Raw genomic sequence first — 18,612 nt, forward strand, 5'->3', positions numbered from 1 at the left:
GCAGGTGGAACTGGGCGCTGTCCTGTGGGAACAGCCAGGTGGACAGGTCCGGCGCGACATGGGCGAGGAAGGACGGCCCCAGGACCACCCCGACGAACAGCTCACCGACGACGGCGGGCATGCCGAGCCGCCCGGCCAGACGGCCGAAGATGAGGGCGAGCAGCAGGAGCAGCCCCACCTGGAGTAAGAAGATCAACAGTTGATGTGCAGCGATCGGCGCCACTGGCGCCGCAAGCGTGACGAGCACGACAGACCCCTCCGGTTTCCAAGGCGCCGCCCCCTCTCCCCAGTCAGGACGACACAGTGCAGAGCTTGGCAAAGCAAAGATCGGCAATCAACTCTTGAAGAGCTGCCCAAAATATGCGGCAGTACTTATGCCGCATGTTCATGCGAGGTATCGCCTGATTAATCACGCTTCACCTGCCGGTTCCGGTGGAGGTGTGTTGTGGCTCGACCGCCTGGCGACGAGAGCAGGCCATGGCAGGACCGGTCCGGCCGGCGCGCCGAGCAGGGTGGCCCGGGCGCTCACCGTCGGCTCCTTCCCACGGGGCGGCTTCTCACGGGCGGATCGCCCGGGGCCGCCAGGAGGCTCCGTGGTCGTGCTCCACGGCGAGAATAATTCACAGTTAACCTGTAGAGATAGTAGATTAATCTGAACCAACCCACATGAGGTCATCGAGAGGCGCACCGTCGGGGGGCTGTCTGATGCACGTCACGGCGCGGAGCGACTACGCACTGAGGGCGATGCTGGTCATCGCGTTGAGCGATCCGGTCCCTGTCAAGTCGGAGACGATGGCCCAGACGCAGGAGATCCCGGCGAGTTTTCTGCGCGGCATTCTGACCGACCTGCGCCGTGCGGACCTCGTCTTCGCCCAGCGGGGCCACGAGGGCGGTTTCACCCTCACCAGGCCGCCGGTGGACATCTCGGTCGGAGACGTCCTGCGTGCCGTCGGTGGCGAGCTGACCTCGGTGCGGGGTCTGCCGACCGGGGACGTGGCCTACTTCGGAGAGGCGGTACGACTGCGCACGGTGTGGCTGAACATCGAGACCTCGATAAACGCCATCGTCGACACCGTCAGCCTGGCCGCGCTCCTGTCGCCGGTGGCCGAGAGTGGCAGGCGACGCGGAGCCTGACAGCGGGTGTCGATCGAACTGACGGCCCATGTGAGACGAAGATGTCCACAACTTGAGACGCCCTGCTTGAAACGTGACTTGACGTCGCCTTGAAGTTCAATGACTATGTTTCCTATCAACATAGTAGGGAAAATGGGAAGGGGGGCGTCGTGCGTGCGCTCATCCTCTTAGGCCTGGTCGGCTTCGCGGCGCAACTCGTCGACGGCAGCCTCGGCATGGCCTACGGTGTCACCTCGACGACGCTACTCCTGGCCATCGGCACCAACCCCGCCGCCGCCTCGGCCACCATCCACCTCGCCGAGATCGGCACGACCCTCGCCTCCGGCGTATCGCACTGGCGGTTCGACAACATCGACTGGAAGGTCGTCGCCAAGATCGGTCTCCCCGGCGCCGTCGGCGCGTTCGCGGGAGCCACCTTCCTGTCCGGCCTCTCCACCGAGGTCGCCGCCCCGGTCATGTCGATCATCCTGCTCGCGCTGGGTGTCTACGTCCTGGTCCGCTTCACGGCCTTCGGCCTGCCGCGCGGCAACCTGGGCAAGCCGTTGCGCAAGCGCTTCCTCGCGCCCCTCGGCCTGGTGGCCGGATTCGTCGACGCCACCGGTGGCGGCGGCTGGGGTCCGGTCGGCACCCCGGCGATCCTGGCCAGCGGCCGCCTGGCGCCGCGCAAGGTGATCGGTTCCATCGACGCCAGCGAGTTCCTGGTCGCCATCGCCGCCAGCATCGGCTTCTTCGTCGGCATCGGCTCGGAGAACATCGACTTTTCCTGGGTGGCCGTCCTGCTGCTCGGCGGCGTCATCGCGGCCCCCATCGCGGCCTGGCTGGTCCGCCACATCCCGCCGCGCATCCTGGGCTCCGCCGTCGGCGGTGTCATCGTCCTGACCAACGTGCGGACCCTGCTGCGCAGTGACTGGGTCGACGCCTCCGGCGGCGTCCAGGCGGCCGCCTACATCGCCATCGCCGCCATCTGGGCCGCCGCCATCGCCTACTCGCTCCGTGAGTACCGCCGTGACCGCGACAACGAGCTGGCCGAGGCGGTCGAGGCAGAGGAGCGCCGCCGCGCCGGAGAGCAGGAGACCGCAGGTTCCCCCAGCTGAGCCCGGCGGCGCGATCCGGCCGTGGTTCCGCGTGAAGGCCTCCTCGTCATGGCGAGGGGGCCTTCCGCGTTCCGGGCGAAACCCTGGCGGCCCTCGTCTTCCGTCACCCGGCGGTGAAGGGCTTCGACCACTGCGGCCCCACCACGGTGACCGCCCGACAGCGCGCGGGCCCGCATCCGCTGGCCGAACCGTTTTGGTGTCCGTAGGGTGACCTGATGCGTGCTCTGATATGTGAGGAATTGGGGTCGGTTTCGGTCGTCGAGACGGACGCCCCGAGGCCCGCCGACGGCCAGATCGTCATCGCCGTCGAGGCCGCCGGCGTGAACTACGTCGACGGGTTGTTCGTCCACGGCCGCTACCAGATTAAGTTGCCGCCGCCGTTCGTGCCGGGCAGTGAGGTCGCTGGCACGGTCAGTGCCGTCGGCCCCGGCGTGACCTGGCCGATGGTGGGAACGCGAGTGGTGGCGGTGTGCGGGCTGGGCGGCTTCGCCGAACAGGTCGTCGTCCCGGCCGCCGGCGCGGTGCGCATCCCCGACACCCTGGACGCGGCCCAGGCGGCGACGTTCGCCCAGAGTCACTGCACGGCCATGTTCGCGTTGCGGGACCGGGGCGGACTGAGCGCGGGGGAGACCGTGCTGGTCCTGGGCGCGGGTGGCGGGGTAGGGCTGGCGGCGGTGCAGGTGGCGACCGCGCTTGGCGCGACGGTCCTGGCCGGGGCGTCGAGTGAGGACAAGCGGCGGGCCGCACGCGCCGCGGGCGCCGTCGCCGTGCTCGACACGAGCGCCCAGAGCCTCAAGGACGCGGCCCGCGAGTTCTCCAACGGCGGGGTCGACCTGGTCTACGACCCGGTGGGCGGCGACCTGGCGGATCCGGCCCTGCGGTCGCTGCGGGTGGGCGGCCGTTATCTGGTGATCGGGTTCGCCTCGGGGACCATCCCGTCGCTGCCGCTCAACCAGGTGCTGCTGCGCAACCGATCGGTCGTCGGGGTCGACTGGGGCGCCTGGTCGATGTCGGACGCCGCCGGTCAGCACGCCCTGCTCACCGAACTCCTGGACCTCGTCGCCTCCGGCCTCCTCACCCCGGCCGCCCCGGCGACCGCCCCGCTGGAGGCCGGCGCGCAGGTCCTGGACGACCTCCTGCAACGCCGGGTCACCGGCAAGATCGCACTCATCCCCTGAGTGCGGAGGCCGCGGGGAAGGTCAGACAATCTCGGAAGACGAGACTTCTCCCCAGTTCCGCGGCGACGGCTCGGCCAAGGTCTTGGCCGACTCCGGTGACGACAGCGACGTGCGGGGGGTCGGCGATGGTTATCCCGTCAGGGTGGACAGTCGCTGGTCGAGGTCACTTCGGCGGGTGTCGTTGGGTAGGCGATCGCGAACGGCGAGCAGTTTGCCGATGTTGCGTTGCGAGGGAGCCTGCTCGATCAGTGGGACCGCCTGGTGGAGCAGGTCTCCGGCCTGGTCGGCGTTGCCGAGACCGTTCTGGACGTGGGCACGCCTGATCAGGTAGGTGGCGTAGTCTCTGCGTCTGGTCGGGGAGAACCCCGTTCGGGCCTTGTCCAGGTAGGAATCCGCGCGTCGCAGGTTGCCCAGATCGATGTAACACACGCTGACGTGGTCGTGGAAAGCCCCTTCGTCGAACCACCCGACCCATGCCGGATCGTCTGTGCGCGTGCCGCGCCCGAATTGGGTGTCGGCGATGCTCAACAGGCGATGGGTCTCAGCCGTGTCGCCAACGCTCGCGTGGGCACCGGCCAGACGTACGGCCAGCATGCTGGCGGTTCGTGGCGTGATCTCTCCGGCGCTCTCGTAGGCGGTGCGGGCGATGGTCAGGCAGTCGGCGAAGTTCCCGAAGTCCTTGCACTGCAGGGCCATCGACTTGAGGATGTTCGCCCCCACCGCTCGGTCACCGGCCGCGTGCGCGGAATGGACGGCCGCGACCCAGTAACGCTGAGCCGCAGAATGCAATCCCGCGTCGAAGGAGGCGAACCCGGCCAGACGTCCAAGTTCCGCCGCCAGGGCGTGGAGACGCTGGGCGACAGCCGCGTTGTAGGAGGACTTGTCCATCACCTCGGCGACCATGCCAAGCTCGGCATCGATCAGCTTGCGTGACCTTTGCCCGCCGTAGCTGTCCCCCAGTACGCGCAGGCGAGGCAGGCCCGCCTCGATCTGGGTCACGAACTCCTCGCTGATCCGGCCGCCGCGCAGTATGGACGTCAACTGGGCCGGTTCGACGTTGAGCCAGTCGGTTGCGAAGGCGGCCAGACCCGAGCCGGTCAGCCGCAGGAAACCTCGTCGGTCCATCATCGCTTTCTCCAATGCGTGGTTGAGAGCGAGCAGGCTGCCCGTCTGGTCCCAGGAGAAGTCGACCCGGATCGGATCGCCGACCGGCAGCCAGCCAGGCCAGGGCCGTGTGTGGAGAAGCTCTTCGGCGACCCCGAGTTCGGCGGCCAGAGCGAGCTGCGTTTCACGGTCGGGCACGACCCCCCAGTGCTCCCAGCGCCATGCCTTCTCCCTCCTGCGCGCCATGTTCCCGACTCGTCGGGCGATGACGGTCACCAGATCCTGGTATGTCCAGCCGCGCTCGGCGCGGACGTAACTCAACGGATGGACGAAGACTCCGCCGGGCTGTGCGGGCACTGGTCCGGACATTCGCCGCTCCCCTTCCTCGACTGTAAATCTGATTAATCCATCCGGACAGGCAGCGAGAGGCTTCCCTCCGAGGGCGGACAACCAGGGACGACAGGATTTTCCTGGTCGCGAGATGAGTGATGAGGTTCTCTGGACGCTGTCGGATCCAGTCTGCCCTTACCGCATCACACTCCGCAATCAATTGATTACAGATATGACGGCAATTCTGTGAACACCTCAATGAGCAGCCTTCAAGGGCGACCTGCCAGAACCGGCTCCTGTCGCTGGTGAAACGTCTCCATTTCTCACTTACGAGGAGCAACGATGCTCACCGAGCACGTTCCCGTCCCGGACTTTGGCGGGCACGGCAGACCCCATACCCGTTTCCGGATGACCGCTTGGTGCCTGCCTCCCGGCAGTGCGGCCCGCCGTGCCCGGGAAGTGCTCCGTGGCCGACTGACCAAGATTCCGCTGGCCGCCGACGTGCTCGATGACTTGGAGATCGTGGTCTCCGAGCTCGTCACCAACGCCACCCGCTACGCCCCCGGCCCCTACGAACTACGCCTCCTGCACGACCACGGCCTGCCGGTCAAGGCCGAGGTCGTCGACGCCGGAGCCGGAACCACCCTCATCGAACACCTCCTGCACCGCCCTCCGCCCATCCCCGCATGCCTTGACGACCTCGAACTCGGCGGCCGGGGCCTGCGCATCGTCACCGAACTCACCCACGGCCGCTGCGGCACCCAATGGACCCGCCTGTGCGGCACCGGCCAACTCGGCACCGCCGTCTGGTTCGACCTTCCCACCCCGCCCCAGCAGCCATAACCTCCCCAGACCTCCGGGCAGCAGGGACCGTCCCCCGATCCCGCGACCCCGAAGTCGGTCCACGCCAACGGCTCCCCCGTGCCAGGCGCGGACCGTACAAAAGGCCGGCGTCCACGGACCTGATCCCACCCTCGTCCAGGACGCCGGCCTCCTTATCCCGCAGGCCACGACGGCAAGCGACGGTCCCCATGGTCACGCCGGCAAACGAACCCCTCCGCCCCAGAGGCCGCCGTCGCGGAGCAGGCCTCGTACGTACCGACCCCCACTCCGCAACACCCACAGCGAGCGCGGACGACGCCACCGATCTGGCCTGCGACCTCGAATCCCGCCACCCAGGCTGGGGCATCCTCTGGCGCCACTGGGCCCGCCGCTACTGAGCCTTCCCCATCTGGCTCTCCAATGCCCCCGGCCCCATCGAGGCCAGAAACATCAGGACCTGCTGACCCAGATGAACGACGTCGAACTCCGGCACTCACCACCGAGCGCTATCAGCCATCACGCACCAGAACAACAGCAAGCGGATATTAGCTCCGGGTAGAACCCCCAATGGAGATTCACGACCAGCCCATCTCTAATGTGACCTCAGCCTTTCAAGATCAGTAGCTACTGTTTAGCATGCGCCTTGGACTCGATCCGCATGATCTCCTGGGTTGTGGTCCGAGACACCAGCCGCAGGCGGTTGCCGAGAGAATCACGTCGGCCGTGAGGCGTTCAGAGCCGCTTCTCCCCGGGACTTTTTCATGCGAAGCAAGAGGCTCTGCGCCTCGCTGCGAACACCGTCATCCTCGCCGGAAGTCAACTTCCGCAGCTGCTGGACAGACGGAGAGGGCTCCAACGCAGTCTGATCGTCACTCACACTGTTGACTGTAGAGACGAACCCCACGACTGGCCTTCGGTGGGGTGCTCCAGTTACAGAAGATCGCTGATTGGCCGGGGTGGCGCCTTGGCCCCGGCTCGCTCCCCGGAGGGTGGGACGATCACTAACGAAACCGCGTGACACTTAGCTTTCGGGCAGTTCGTCCTTATGCCTCCAGAGCCCAACTCTCGCTCACTCTCATGGAGGATACGCGATGAGCGCGACGTTGATCAGCGGGGCGCTCATCGTGGCCACCATCCCGCTTAGGAGGAGCCAGAACCCCCACCGGATGAGGCGGTATTTCCGACTGACGATGTGGCTGACCCTGTAAAGTTGGTCGGCGATTCGCTCCAGGTCCAGGGCCGAAGATCTCATCAAGGCGCTGGAAACTACTGTGGCGGACTCAAAGCGGATCACGTCGGCGTAGTACATGACCGCATCGCTCCGCTTCCTGCGATCCAGCCGCGGGTAGACAGCGCCCGCGAGCATCACCACTGACGCCAGAGCCGCGGCCGCCCCTGCCCACCACAGCCACTCGATATTGTTCGACAACTCGAACGGTGACCAGCTCCCGGCGAGCAGACCGCCGATAACACCGCCTAGCCCGATGCCCACGATGCCAAGAAGAACCTGAGCCTTGGTGTCGGCCCGATTGAGCTCCTCGCGGGTCTCTTGGAGTAACTGGGTGCCGTAGGCACACGCGTTCTCCTCGGCTGCTTGCTGCTGATCTGGGGGTGTTAAGGCTTGAGCGATCCTATGAAACATGAGGATCAACGGTTCTGTCTCGGCGCCTGAAGAGCTGCTTCGCAGTGACATTGCGCGGCCCTAGTCTTCTGATACGGAGGTCATGCCTCACCCACCAGTATGGATTCGTCTTGCAGCGGTGGAATGGGAAGACCCAGAAGCTCCAGGGTCCTGCGCAGAACGGTTTCGTTGCTCATGACGAAGTCGAGCATGTCCACTGCCAGGTAACTCTGCATAATTCTGTCAACGGTGCTAAGCAGTTCTTGTGCGTTTTGTTCCCGCCGCTCGACGAGACCTCTGATGATCTCCGGCAGCTGGGTACGATCGGCAGTAAGTTGGATCGTTTGCGCTGCCCTGTCGCTTCCTTCGACGGCAGCAAGGAATTTCTGCCATTTTAGCCTGACCTTGTCGGTACTCTCGATATGGAGGAGTGCTGCTGCAGCTTCGGACCGTATGGCGTGCTGCTTCCTGTATGTATCGCGGTTGAGCTGCCTTACCTCCTCGCAAATGTTTACCTCGGCTCTAACTATCCAACGGTGGCTTCCGGTCATTGCACTTGCTACCGATGCGAGTCGTTGGTTAGCCGCCAGCTCCGCCGCGCCCGCTTCGGTGATCTCGAACTGACGAGTGACCGGCCGGATCTCCTCGAAGGCCCGCTGAAGAACCGACTCGGCCTCGGGTACTTCATCGTCGAAGACGGCGCGGGCCCTTCTTCCGGGCGACCTCACGGTCCGGTGTAGTGTGACGGAGAAGTCGTAGGTATCGCCCTTGGCGGGCGAGTCGAACGTGAATGGCTCGATGTTCGTTGGTGGGACAGTATCGGGCTCGTTCTGGTAGACCTGGTAAAGCATTGGTGCCAGCCATTTGCGCATAAGATCAGATCCTTTGAACGAGTTGGCGCAGGTGGTGGTGGAGTTCGGCAGAGATCTCGCCTTGGTGACGCCAGAGCCGTAGATAGAGCAGTGCGCGCTTGCTGCTCCGTCCATCGGTTAGGCTGAAGATCTTGTCGGTAATCTCTCGTACGGTGGGTCGCTTGCCGTAGTGCCGCAGCCACTCGCTCAGCAGCAAGTCCCAGGACTCTGGTGCAATAAGGTGTCCTCCTTCTTCGTGGCTGAGCGCGTTACGCCAGAGCGTCACCAGTGAGGGGTGAGGCTCAAGCTGGCTCAGCTCCGGCCGCGCCAGGGTTGGGGCGGCCGGAGCGGCTAGCCGTATGAAGGCAAGGGCAGCGCTGCGACGACCAGCAGGTCCTCCATCGCTGACCCAGTCGGCGAGGTGGTTCAAGATGCTGTGAGCCGTATCCGTGCGGTATAGATAGGCGATGGACTGGGCCACATCTCGGTGAAACTTGGCGCCCCTGGTGAGAGCCAGCCTTCTGAACGCGGCGAGTGCTTGGTCGGGGGCGGACAGACCGACCGACGAAGCATAGGCGCGAATCGCGATCGCCTTCTCTGCGTCCCTTCCGCCGATCATCGAGTGGAGATGGAGGTGGACACGACGTGTCAGAGACGGGTCCTCGGCGGCGGCCTCAAGGGCTAGGGCCGCAAGTTGGTAATCCCCCACGCGTCGGGAGCGGCTCCATACTTGCAGAAACCGTTTATCCACGGTGTCGAAGTCAAAGGTTGCAAGCTTCCCGACCGCGTGTCCGACTTTGATCCTGGTGAGCCAGGAGCCCTCGTCGCCGAGCCAGAGCAGCCAGTCGATGAGGGAGTCGCGGATGGTTGGTTGGTCCTCCCAGATGACGCGAAGCATGACCGCCGCCAGCTTTGGGCGTCTCAGCTTTATGGTCCGCCCGCTCCCAGGTCCGGCGGGTACTGCCTCGGCGTCCACATAACTGAGCCAAAGAGGCAGCCCCTCCCACATCTGAACCGGTCTCGGTGACCTATCACGACGCCATTTCTCGTCGAGCCGCTCAGCCAGGGCTAGCGCCGCACCAGAGACCTCTGCCTCGGGCAGTCCGTGGAGTACGGCGATGCTTGTCATGAAACAGCGCCCCAGGACCGGCCGACGCTTGTCGAGATTGTTACCCACCTTCGCTCGCATTCGATGAAATCGCTTATCCAGCAGGACGTCGATGGGGGTGCCGGAATGCACAGTGGTGGCCACCTGCCTAGCCAGTTCGACAACCTGCCAGGGTGCGGAGTGCGCGCGTAACTCTTCGGAGAGGAGTCGATGGTCGTCCGGATCAGGGTGTACACCCGTTGTGTAAGCGGACAGATGCTTTGCGAAGACCCTGTCATTTGGTGGCGGATCGTGGTCGATCACCGGCGCGACGGAGGAACTGGTGTGCTCGGGCACAAGGACTATCACCCTGCTCTCAGCGTTGACGCCGGAGCGCTTGAGATGCGTGGTCACTCTGTCCACGCCATCAGGGGTGTCAACGAGGTCCAGCAAGTAGCCCTGGCCCGCCTCAAGTTTCCAGTCACGCGGGTTCGGCGTGCTCGCCCCATGTGGGATGACCCAGCTTGCCCCGCCGCCCCAGTCGAGCAGTGCCGCCAAGGCCGTAGTCGCCTTTCCGGTCTCAGCTGCACCGCCGAGCAGGACCAGACATTCGCCGTCGAGTAGCTTGCGTATTTCCGCCTGCGACTGGGTTGGCACCAGTGTTCGCCGTAGATCCTCAATTTCGCCGTCCGACAGGGCATAAATCGTCTCAGTCGGTTGTGGACGTCCCTGGTCTATGTGGATATCACGCTGGGCTAGCCAAACATTTCCATTCTTGACACGGTTCGTGACGCGTCCGATCCAGTCGCGCGTGCCGGCGCTGGGCCGCTCGTCTGCGAACAGGTCATCCAGGCTCTGTCTGCGTTCGAGCCACTCCTGTCCTGAAGCAGTCATCTCTTCGCGGACCGATTTGCCGAGCTCCGGTTCCCCGGAAGTGTCGGTCGCTTCCTCGGAAGGTGCGTCCAAAAGACGTTTGTCTTCCGATTGTGGAGGCATGGAATTTGCTTCTTCGGGCGGAGGGTTGCTCATTTCTTCCTCCGCTTCGGGTCATATGAGACGTTCAGATCTCGTTGTGCAATATTGACGTTCCCTCCCTTCGCTCGATTTTTAATCGATCCGATTGTTGACGGAGGTGCCGGTGTTACCTCCTCCCTGGAGGGTGAGGGTGTGGGAATCCCCATTTCATGGACGTCGAAGTGCGGAACATACAAGTACGCCTGATACTCCTGCTTCTTCTCAGCCACAGCCACCTCCAGGAACTCCGACGGCCTCGGCCGCCCAGGTCCCTGAGACACGTAGTCGTGAAACACCTCCCGGGAGATGATCAGCGCTAGGTCCGCGTCGCGGAAGGTATCGAGAGCGGCCCGAACCGGTGTCGAGTCACGCAACCTTGCGGGTAGGACGGCGTGCTGTCCCGGCCATCCTGCCGCGCCGTCCAAGTAGAGCGGCCCGACGTGTATGGCCAGTCGTACCCTCATTCGCGCCCAGGTGGGATCGGCGCGCCGGCTGTTGTGCGCCGCAATGGCCAGGTCCATCTCGGTCACGAACCGGTCGAGGAGGAGAGGAATGGTGACGAGAGGGCCCGGTTCGGCGGGAAGGACATGGGTCAGAGAGTCACCACCCACCTGAATCTCCCAGGACTGGCGGTCCAGGCCGACGCGGTCCGCTGCTGTGTCGATTACAGTGACCAGACCTACCTGGAGGGTTCCGTGCTGAGCGTCGGTACGACCGCCGTAGTTCTCGATGTCGGCGGTGAGTAGGACGCGGTAATCGTGTATTGCCATGTCATCTCCAATGAGCGCGTGTGGGCTCAACGGTGAGGTATGACGAGGCGGATGAAGCCTTATAAATATGGCTTGGCGAGTAAGGGGAGGTCGGCGATCTTGATTAGTTCGACAGGGTTCTTCACGATGACGTCGCGACGTCCCCGTCGGATGAGTCCTTCCGCAGCCAGTTCACGTAGCGCCTTCTGTGCCGTGATCTCCTTCGCGCCCACTAGCATGCCCAATTCTGCCCTGGTGAGTGGAACACCAATGCTCACACCGTCATTCGTGGTTCGGCCGTGCCGCGAGATCAGCGCAATCAGCACGCGCGCCAGACAGATCTTCGTCTCGTATCCAGCGAAATCGAGCCGCCGCTGATTTGCCCACCGGAGCCGATCGGCGACGACCAAGGCCAGGGCCAGTGCTGCTGCCGGTCGTCGTGCCACGAAAGAACGGAACACGGGGCCCTTTATCTGCTGGCAGACCGCGCGCCCACACGTGGCCACGGTAGCCGACCGTGGCGACCCGTCCATGGCGGACATATCACCAACGATGTCGCCTGACACCCGGATGGCCAGCGTCGACTCCACGCCGTTCTCAACGGTCCCGGTCACCTTGACCAGTGCGTCCAATAGGAGCCAGACCGACGTGCCGCGATCTCCTTGGCTGATGAGGATGTGCCCAGGAGGGAACGTGCGTAGGGTGCCGAGTTCGAAGAGCTCCGAGCGTAAGTCGTCCGACAAACGGTGCATAAAGGTGCCGGTCGGCCAGCGGTTGTGTGCCACGAGTGTCCTCCAGCAATCAGTGCCTTACACATACGTCAGCCCCGGTTGTCCAGACAAGCCCGCTCGCCAATGATCGAGAGATCGCAGCAGTCCTGCGTGACCGCATCTATATAGCTGGCGAACCTTCGCAGCCGGCCTTGACACGGTGTTCCCGTCCTGGAATTGGACACCTACGAAGAGGGCGAGGGCGGACCGGCGTCCCCTGCGCGGGGCCTGCAGGACGATCTGGGATATATGTGGGATGATCCCGTGTCATCGACAGGCGGAGGGTCGTATCGCCAGCTCAGGAGCTCTTCGGGGCCTCAATTACCGGCCCGCTGTAAAACCTTCAACGATTTGTATCGCCCTTACGATCCCTGATGTCGGCTGGTCTCCGTGTCAATGGCCAGGTGCGTGTGGCCCAGGCGCAGTGTTCGTGGTGCTGATCATTATGAACCTGCCTTGCCGAGGACGGGCGACGTCGTACGAGGACGCGGATCACGGAGGTGTGGTCGTCTACTGGCGGCCCGGTTGTACGTACTGCATGAGGTTGCGCACGCGTCTGCGCTTCACGCGACTGCGCTACAGCGAGATCAACATCTGGAGAGATCCCGAGGCGGCGGCGTTCGTTCGCTCGGTTGCGGATGGGAACGAGACCGTACCGACCGTGACCGTGGCCGGGGAGGCGATGGTGAATCCCTTGAAGGGCTGGCTGTTTGAAGTGATCAAGACGCGCACCCCGCTCCTGGCACCCGGCACGGGGAATCAGACCGGCGAACGTGACTGACAGGGCGGGCGGGATGTCCCGGAGTGCCGCACTCGCCGCGGAGTCCTCAGGGGGCAGGCGGTTGAAATCGGGCCCCGCCAGGTACGGCGGGGTGTGCGCGTCGTCGGTGCCTGGTGTCCGCGAGAAGACGCCTGGTGTCCACGACGACGCGGCGGGCCCTGTTCAGTCGTTTGCCAGGTACTCGGACGCCCCGGAACGCTCCGGCGCCTCGAAGTGCTCCGACACGCGTTCGGCGCTGAAGGCGCCGCGTTCGGTCACGATCCTGGTCACCAGATGCGGGGGAGTGGCGTCGAAGGCGGGGTAGTGGCCGGTCACGCCCTCGCCCGCAGTGCGCCTTCCCAGCACGTGCAGGACCTCGTCACCGTCCCGCCGCTCGATGACGACGTCGCCGATTCCCGGCGCCCGGGGGTCGGGTGCCGGGATCACCACGTAGTACGGGACGTCGAAGGCGCGGGCGGCCAGCGCCACCCCGAGGGTGCCGACCTTGTTCACCACATGGCCGTCCATCGTCACCCGGTCCGCCGCGGTCAGCGCCACGTCGGCGAGCCCGTCGGCCAGCACCGAGGCGACCATCCCGTCGGTGATCAGGGTGGGCCGGTAGCCCATCTCCACCAGCGTCGGCGCGGTCAGCCGTGCTCCCTGCAGGTAGGGCCGGGTCTCGGTGCAGACGAACTCCAGTCGCTTGCCCGCCTGCTGCGCGGCCTCGACCGTCGCGATCAGGTAGGTGTCGGCCCAGCAGTGGGTGAGGACGCGGGCGCCGTCCTCCAGCAGTGCCGCCGCGTGCCTGCCCAGGGCCGCGCTGCTGGCCCGGTAGGCCGCGTCGTGCTCGGTCGCGGCCCGGGTCACGGCCTCCACCAGTTCCTCTCCCGACGCCTCGGGCAGCGGCCCGTCCACGGTGGCGGCCAGGACCGCGTGGACGGCGTCGCGGATGTGGTTGTTCGTGGGCCGGGTCGCGATCAGCCGGTCGCCCGCCCCGCGCAGCCGGGCCGCCGCCAGGACCGGCGGCTCGTCGCGGGCCTCACGCGCGGCCAGGATCATCCCGGCGGTCGCCGCGAAGGAGGGGCCGGTGCTCTGGGTGACCATCCGCTCGATGGCCACCGCGACGTCCTCGCTGGTGGCGCAGCGCACCCAGCGGTGCTCGAAGGGATAGACGCGGCGGTCGAGGATCTCCACGGCGTCGTCGGTGATCCTGACGGAGTCGGCGAGGACGGGCCGTCTCCCGGTTGTCTTCATGGGGCCTCCAGCGGTGGGCGGGACCCGATCACGGTACCGGCGCCGCCTGGCGTCACCGCGATCCGGTCGTGCCCCGCGCTGCTGCCCTCCTCCGCTCCGTTCGAACGGTGGCATGCCGCCGAGCGGCGGGCCGTTCCTGGCCGGCCCGCCGCCCGGAGGTACGGTGGCTCAGGCGAGCTTCCTGCCGATCTCGCCGATCTGGGCGCGCTGCTCGGTGACGAGCCTCTCCGCCAGCTGGACGGTCGGCCGGTGGCTTCCCAGGGCGATCACGACCTGGGCCATCCGGACGCCGCTGTCGAGGTGCCTGCCAAGGAGGCTCAGCCACAGCTTGTCGAAGGCGGCGCCTGAGCGTCTCTTCAGCGAGGAGATCTGGGTGGCGGACAGCATGCCCGGCATGTTGTGCGCGGCGTGGTCGTCATCCGCCGGTATCTCGACCTGCCATGACCGGAGCCAGCCGGACATCAGGTCGATGTCGGCGGACTCGCTCTGCCTGATCTTCGCGGCCAGGTCGCGCACGTAGGGGTTCTGGGTACGGCCGGTCACCAGGTCGGCGAGCTGGATGGTCTGGCGGTGGTGCGGGATCATCTCCTGGGAGAAGCGGACGTCCGCGTCGACCCGGTCGGCGACCACTTTCATCGCCTGCGTGGGGGACGTGGGTGTCACGGCGGTTGATGAGCACCCGGCGATCAGTGTGGCGGAGACCAGCAGGGTGGCGGTCAGGAACCGTTGCCCGGATGACCGCCGGGTGCTCATCAAGATCGCTGCCCCTTTCCTGCGAGATGGGAGGATCATTTGTGCCGTTCCACCGGGAGATACGCGGACCCCGTTCCGGGGGTTCAGGGGCCGTCGAAAATCGCGTGCCCGGAATTCTGGATGCCGAACTCCGGCGCTGGGTGTCTACGGCCTGATCCGCTTCACGGCCTTCGGCCTCCCGCGCGGCAACTTGGGCAAGCCACTGCGCAAGCGCTTTCTCGCGCCCCTCGACCTGGTCGCCGAATCCGGACGTGGCGTCCCTGGCCCGAGATCACCCGGCGATGCGAGGTTTCACCGCGGCATCGGCTCGGGGTCGGGTGCCCCCTTAGAACCGGGCCTAGGAGTGAGGGGCCGAAGCGATCCGGGCAACCACGCCGTGGCCGTCCATGCAGGGCGCCGAATGGAGTCCCAGTAGTAATCGCGGAAAATCCAGCGAACCTGCCATAGGCCGGACAGAAACTGAGTACTGTCCCGTTCCCGGAACAGCGTCTGCCCAGGTCAACACGGTGGGACCGCTACGGAGCCAATCCGGTCCCATGCCGGGCACGGCCGTCCACAGCCGAAACCCCGGCTTCTACGACACCTTCGTCAGCGCAGGTCAGACGGTACTTCGTTGGAAATTTCTTCATTGCTACCGACCCCCCTATAAGCTCGTTCCGGTCAGGCGAGTACCGGATGTGCCGTTTCGGGCATGGATTCGATCGCGGCACGCGGGGCGAGCATGTCGGCGTTCCGTATCCGGTCGACCTGGTCAGGGGTGACGACGACGGTGGGGCAGGCCGCCAGGGCGAGGCAGGCCCGTAAAGTCGCCCCGAGAAATCCGCCGCCCACCGGCCGGCCCCCTCCCAGCACGAGGAGGTCGGCCGTCTCGGAGTGGCGCGGCCCTGTCACGGCCCTGTCCCGGCAGAGCAGCGGGCGCACGACGAGTTTCGGATACCCGGCGCGGACCGTCGCGGCCGCTCGGCTCACGACGGTTTCGGCAATCGCCTTCCGATCTGCCTCCCAGGCGGGCACACTCGCCCTTACCGGACAGGTCGACGCCGTCGTCCCGGATAGGGTCTGTTCTCCGGAGCCCGGGGCCGGCAGATCGCCGGCCGTTTCAAGATGATCACTACGGCTGCGTTCCCCTTGGTCCAGTCCTGCCCTGGCCTATGGTGGCGATCATGAGTCTGTGTTCCTCCGATGAGGACTTGCCCGTCCTGGCTCCAGAAGTCGAGCGGAAAGAGGCGTTCGATCTCGCCGGTTACGTTCAGCGGGCTAAGAGCGGTCCTTGCTTCATCTGCGCCATTCTGGCAGGCGCCCCCGGTTACGACTCCGAACAGATCCTCTTCGAGGATGAGCACCACATCGCCTTCCTGGACCGCTACCCCACGATGCCCGGCAAGGTCCTGGTGGCTCCTAAGGCACATGTCGAGCACGTGGTCCGTGACCTCAAGGAGGAGGCATATCTACAGTTGATGCGGACGGTTCGCCGGATCGCTCTGGCTGTTGAGGCGGTTGTTCCCTCCGAGCGCACCTATCTGCTTTCGCTGGGCAGTCAGCAGGGCAACAGCCACCTTCACTGGCACATCGCCCCGCTGCCGCCCGGAACTCCTTACGCGGAGCAGCAGTATCATGCCCTGATGACCGAGAACGGTGTGATCCCCTGGTCGGCACAGCGGGCCTTCGATCTCGCTGAACGTCTCCGCGCGGCCTTGGCCGAATGACCATGCCTGAGCACATCGCGACCTGGCGCGACGCTCGCTACGACATGCCCGTCAGTCAGCAGCTGGAGCGCTACAACGAGTTGGCCGCCAAGCACGCGTCGGCTCGCGCCCGGATTGAGCTGGTGGCCCGGGGAATCTATGACCCCGCCCGGCATGGAGCCGATGACCGTCCTGCGCTCACCGTGGCCGAGCACATCGAGTTGCTGGCGCTGGCGGAGTGCATCGCACGCACCGTGCGCCATCCCGCCAACGTTCACCACGCGTTGCTGGCCGGGGTCACCTGGGCCGATATCGCCCGTATTGTCGACTCCGACGAGCTCACCGTTCGGCGGGACTACCAGCAGTGGGCTGACGACCAGCATGACCTCAACCGGCACTCCCCCAACCTCGGCATGACCGCCGACGAGCACGTTGCTGCGACCGCCAGAGCTGCGGAGGGGATCAGAGGCACCTTCTGAGCAAACACCGTCGATGGCCCGGATTCGATGAGACGACCTGTGGCGGCAGGCGATTCGGCTTGTCGGAACATGGTTGAAAACGGCGTCGATGTGGTGCTGGAGACGGCTGCGAACGAACCGGCGGGCTTCCCGGAATGGTGAACCGATCTGGCGGCTCTCGTCACGGGGACGCGTGGTGAACGACATCCGTGCGCGGCCGCTCCCCCGCCGTGGCCACGGCGTGCGACGAACCCGCAGGCCCGCCTCCGGCGCGTGGTGTCACCATCCTGCCGGCTGTACGGATTTTTCCCCTCCCCTTGCCCGGAGGAGATGGCGGTTCGCACCTGACACCAGAGGTATGCACTCTATAGAGTGAACGTATGCACATTAAGGATAAGCGGACCAGCTTCTCCCACACCAAGGAGCAGGCGGATCAGCTCAAAGAGGCCGCTGACGAGTACGGCGTCACCGTATCCGCCTATATCGGCGAAGCCGTCACCGAGAAACTCCAGCGCGACCGCCGCATGACCGCCTGGCGGCAACTCGTCGGCCACGACCTCGACGACTCCCCCGGCGGCGTCCTCGCCCGTGTCCGCGCCATGTTCGACCAGATCGAGGAGAGCCACCGTCCGTGAGGTTCTTCGACACCGGCCTCGTCCTGGACCACTCGGCCCTCAACGACTGGCTGAGCAAGGACATCGAGATTGAAGTGATCATCGGCGAGGCCGTCCGTCGCGGGTACCCGATTGTCGTGTCCGCCGTCGCGGCCGCCGAGGCCTCCCGCCAGGCGCTCACCGTTCCGGCTCGCGAGCGTCTGCACGGCCTTCTCTACATGATCGCCCAGCACGTTGACGTGCTCGACGCCGACGACGCCCTCATCATCGGCGGCATGGCGGCCGAGCGCGAGGTCGTCTCCCTTGCCGCCGCCCACACCGCCCACTCGGCCTCCACGCGGGTCACCGCGATCGGCAATGTCACCGACTGGCGCATCATCGCCCGTGACGCGCAGCCCTATCGGCGGTTGTGTCCGCGTATCCCGGTCAACTGGCCGTAGCGGGCGAGGGAAGGTGGTGGGACGGCTCAAGGCTCCGCTCCCCGATTCCCCCGGTGACCGTTCGGGCTCCTGGCCCGATCCCTGCTGCGGGCGCGCTGCGAGCACTCGGCGAAAGGCCGCGTGGTCGATGCCGTGCCCGGTCTTCTTTGAGGGGCGGCCCGGGTGCGGGCATTCGTTTACCGTGGGGGATGGACATGATCGGTGATCTGGTGGGCAGGACGGGCGTGCGCGGGGCGGTGGTTTTCCGCGTCGCCGTTTCGTGGCCTCGTCCCTACCGGTGCCGGTGCGAGGTGAGTGGCCGTTTCAGGGCGGTCCGGGCGCGAAAGGGGTGCCGTCGGGATCATGCGGCCGGCTGATCTGAATCGTCTCAGTGTGGGTGAGTGCGCCGACCGTTATGTGGAGCTGGTGCGGGCCAGGACCCTGACCGGTGCGTTGTCGATGTCGACGGCGGAGGTGTACGCGCGTGATGTAACCACCTTTGTGCAGTTGGTGGGCGAGGAGGTGGTTTTGGATGATCTGACGGGTGAGGAGGTGGACGCCGTTCTGCTGGCCTTCGCGCGCAAGCCGGACGGGCGGCGGCGCTCGCAGCCGGAGGCCGTCTCGGGGGCGTTGCAGTCCGCCTCCTCCCAGGCGCGGTTTCGGCGGTCGGTGTCGGCGTTGTTCAAGCACGCGGTGCTGGTCGGGTGGGTGCAGGTCAATCCGATGACGATGACGACGGTCACGGCCAGGGAGCGCGGGGGGCTGCGGCCGGAACGGCGTGCGCTGACCCGTGAGCAGGCGCAGGGGCTGATGCGGGTGCTATGTGCACTCGTTTGGGGAGGCGGAACGGCGTGGAGATCACTGCACAAGAAGGACTTCTGGGGCCGCTGCTGCTCGCGCGCAGCGCCATCGACA

Annotated in this window: 19 protein-coding genes and 2 pseudogenes; 11 read left to right on the top strand and 10 right to left on the bottom strand. The window is 65.7% G+C overall.

Annotated elements, in window-relative coordinates:
- Positions 1-196: cation:proton antiporter (locus tag ABZ260_RS24880; RefSeq protein ID WP_355622030.1), on the bottom strand; the 196-nt coding region annotated here is incomplete at its 3' end.
- 509 nt (positions 197-705) lie between these two features.
- Between ABZ260_RS24880 and ABZ260_RS24885 the strand changes: the two genes are divergently transcribed.
- The 3 genes from ABZ260_RS24885 (at position 706) to ABZ260_RS24895 (ending at position 3,406) form a co-directional block, all read left to right on the top strand.
- Positions 706-1,134 carry an Rrf2 family transcriptional regulator gene (locus ABZ260_RS24885; protein ID WP_350930385.1) on the top strand — a complete coding sequence of 143 codons (429 nt, stop codon included), beginning with the start codon at positions 706-708 and terminating at the stop codon, positions 1,132-1,134.
- A 149-nt stretch (positions 1,135-1,283) separates the two neighbouring features.
- A complete protein-coding gene (locus ABZ260_RS24890) occupies positions 1,284-2,228 on the top strand; it encodes a sulfite exporter TauE/SafE family protein (protein WP_355622033.1) in 945 nt (314 codons plus the stop codon).
- A gap of 215 nt (positions 2,229-2,443) precedes the next feature.
- Positions 2,444-3,406: an NADPH:quinone oxidoreductase family protein gene (locus tag ABZ260_RS24895; RefSeq protein ID WP_355622036.1), complete on the top strand. Its 963-nt coding sequence runs from the start codon at positions 2,444-2,446 to the stop codon at positions 3,404-3,406.
- A 129-nt stretch (positions 3,407-3,535) separates the two neighbouring features.
- On the opposite strand, the gene ABZ260_RS24900 is transcribed toward ABZ260_RS24895, so the two are convergent.
- Positions 3,536-4,879, bottom strand: a complete 1,344-nt coding sequence (locus ABZ260_RS24900; protein ID WP_355622039.1) for a hypothetical protein — start codon at positions 4,877-4,879, stop codon at positions 3,536-3,538.
- Positions 4,880-5,182: 303 nt separating this feature from the next.
- On the opposite strand from ABZ260_RS24900, the gene ABZ260_RS24905 reads away from it, so the two are divergent.
- Positions 5,183-5,683 carry an ATP-binding protein gene (locus ABZ260_RS24905; protein ID WP_355622043.1) on the top strand — a complete coding sequence of 167 codons (501 nt, stop codon included), beginning with the start codon at positions 5,183-5,185 and terminating at the stop codon, positions 5,681-5,683.
- A 1,054-nt stretch (positions 5,684-6,737) separates the two neighbouring features.
- On the opposite strand, the gene ABZ260_RS24910 is transcribed toward ABZ260_RS24905, so the two are convergent.
- The 5 genes from ABZ260_RS24910 to ABZ260_RS24930 form a co-directional block, all read right to left on the bottom strand.
- Entirely contained in the window at positions 6,738-7,304 is a 567-nt protein-coding gene (locus tag ABZ260_RS24910; RefSeq protein WP_355622079.1) for a Pycsar system effector family protein, read from the bottom strand.
- 80 nt (positions 7,305-7,384) lie between these two features.
- Positions 7,385-8,155 carry a hypothetical protein gene (locus tag ABZ260_RS24915; RefSeq protein WP_355622046.1) on the bottom strand — a complete coding sequence of 257 codons (771 nt, stop codon included), beginning with the start codon at positions 8,153-8,155 and terminating at the stop codon, positions 7,385-7,387.
- A 4-nt stretch (positions 8,156-8,159) separates the two neighbouring features.
- Positions 8,160-10,250, bottom strand: a complete 2,091-nt coding sequence (locus tag ABZ260_RS24920) for a hypothetical protein (protein ID WP_355622049.1) — start codon at positions 10,248-10,250, stop codon at positions 8,160-8,162.
- Positions 10,247-11,005, bottom strand: a complete 759-nt coding sequence (locus ABZ260_RS24925) for a hypothetical protein (protein WP_355622052.1) — start codon at positions 11,003-11,005, stop codon at positions 10,247-10,249. The genes ABZ260_RS24920 and ABZ260_RS24925 overlap by 4 nt, the downstream gene beginning before the upstream one ends.
- A 59-nt stretch (positions 11,006-11,064) precedes the next feature.
- Positions 11,065-11,769, bottom strand: coding sequence for a Crp/Fnr family transcriptional regulator (locus tag ABZ260_RS24930; RefSeq protein ID WP_355622055.1), 705 nt, complete (start codon positions 11,767-11,769; stop codon positions 11,065-11,067).
- 409 nt (positions 11,770-12,178) lie between these two features.
- Between ABZ260_RS24930 and ABZ260_RS24935 the strand changes: the two genes are divergently transcribed.
- A complete protein-coding gene (locus ABZ260_RS24935) occupies positions 12,179-12,535 on the top strand; it encodes a glutaredoxin domain-containing protein (protein WP_355622058.1) in 357 nt (118 codons plus the stop codon).
- 162 nt (positions 12,536-12,697) lie between these two features.
- On the opposite strand, the gene ABZ260_RS24940 is transcribed toward ABZ260_RS24935, so the two are convergent.
- Together ABZ260_RS24940 and ABZ260_RS24945 are read right to left on the bottom strand one after the other, a co-directional pair.
- Positions 12,698-13,768 (bottom strand): hypothetical protein, encoded by a 1,071-nt coding sequence (locus tag ABZ260_RS24940; protein ID WP_355622061.1) that lies wholly within the window; start codon positions 13,766-13,768, stop codon positions 12,698-12,700.
- A gap of 168 nt (positions 13,769-13,936) precedes the next feature.
- The gene (locus tag ABZ260_RS24945) at positions 13,937-14,521 is read right to left on the bottom strand and encodes a DUF305 domain-containing protein (protein ID WP_355622064.1); all 585 of its coding nucleotides are present in this window, start codon (positions 14,519-14,521) and stop codon (positions 13,937-13,939) included.
- A gap of 133 nt (positions 14,522-14,654) precedes the next feature.
- On the opposite strand from ABZ260_RS24945, the pseudogene ABZ260_RS24950 reads away from it, so the two are divergent.
- A pseudogene (locus ABZ260_RS24950) lies at positions 14,655-14,759 on the top strand (sulfite exporter TauE/SafE family protein); the annotation flags it as partial.
- Positions 14,760-15,181: 422 nt separating this feature from the next.
- Here the strand turns inward: ABZ260_RS24950 and ABZ260_RS24955 are convergent.
- Positions 15,182-15,490 (bottom strand): hypothetical protein, encoded by a 309-nt coding sequence (locus ABZ260_RS24955; RefSeq protein ID WP_355622067.1) that lies wholly within the window; start codon positions 15,488-15,490, stop codon positions 15,182-15,184.
- A gap of 194 nt (positions 15,491-15,684) precedes the next feature.
- On the opposite strand from ABZ260_RS24955, the gene ABZ260_RS24960 reads away from it, so the two are divergent.
- From ABZ260_RS24960 to ABZ260_RS24980, 5 genes and pseudogenes are all read left to right on the top strand, one after another.
- Positions 15,685-16,227 carry an HIT family protein gene (locus ABZ260_RS24960; protein ID WP_355622070.1) on the top strand — a complete coding sequence of 181 codons (543 nt, stop codon included), beginning with the start codon at positions 15,685-15,687 and terminating at the stop codon, positions 16,225-16,227.
- A complete protein-coding gene (locus tag ABZ260_RS24965; protein WP_355567650.1) occupies positions 16,224-16,685 on the top strand; it encodes a hypothetical protein in 462 nt (153 codons plus the stop codon). Before ABZ260_RS24960 ends, ABZ260_RS24965 begins: the two co-directional genes overlap by 4 nt.
- Before the next feature lie 359 nt (positions 16,686-17,044).
- Entirely contained in the window at positions 17,045-17,299 is a 255-nt protein-coding gene (locus ABZ260_RS24970) for a hypothetical protein (protein WP_355622073.1), read from the top strand.
- Positions 17,296-17,718, top strand: coding sequence for a hypothetical protein (locus tag ABZ260_RS24975; RefSeq protein WP_355622076.1), 423 nt, complete (start codon positions 17,296-17,298; stop codon positions 17,716-17,718). Before ABZ260_RS24970 ends, ABZ260_RS24975 begins: the two co-directional genes overlap by 4 nt.
- A 372-nt stretch (positions 17,719-18,090) precedes the next feature.
- Positions 18,091-18,612: pseudogene (locus ABZ260_RS24980) on the top strand (hypothetical protein); the annotation flags it as partial.

Origin of the sequence: Streptosporangium sp. NPDC006013, from assembly GCF_040614275.1 — a bacterium.
In the GTDB taxonomy this organism is placed as follows: Bacteria; Actinomycetota; Actinomycetes; order Streptosporangiales; family Streptosporangiaceae; genus Streptosporangium.